The following is a 315-nucleotide window of genomic DNA, read 5'->3' on the forward strand; positions in this document are numbered from 1 at the left end:
GATCGTGCGCGAAGGCATGAAGTACGTTGCCGCCGGCATGAACCCGATGGACCTGAAGCGCGGTATCGACAAGGCTGCCGCCGCCGCCGTGGAAGAGCTGAAGAAGGTCAGCAAGCCGACCACCACCAGCAAGGAAATCGCTCAAGTTGGCGCCATCTCCGCCAACAGCGACACCTCCATCGGTGAGCGCATCGCTGAAGCCATGGACAAGGTCGGCAAGGAAGGCGTGATTACCATTGAAGACGGCAAGTCGCTGGCCGACGAGCTGGAAGTCGTGGAAGGCATGCAGTTCGACCGCGGCTACCTGTCGCCGTA

1 protein-coding gene is annotated in these 315 nt (G+C 61.3%); it reads left to right on the forward strand.

Features of this window, described 5'->3' with window-relative positions:
- Window positions 1–315, forward strand: a 315-nt coding sequence (locus J8I34_RS34515; RefSeq protein WP_305826480.1) for a TCP-1/cpn60 chaperonin family protein, incomplete at both ends; no start/stop codon positions are given.

This window comes from Cupriavidus phytohabitans (assembly GCF_017815025.1).
Taxonomy (GTDB): Bacteria; Pseudomonadota; Gammaproteobacteria; order Burkholderiales; family Burkholderiaceae; genus Cupriavidus.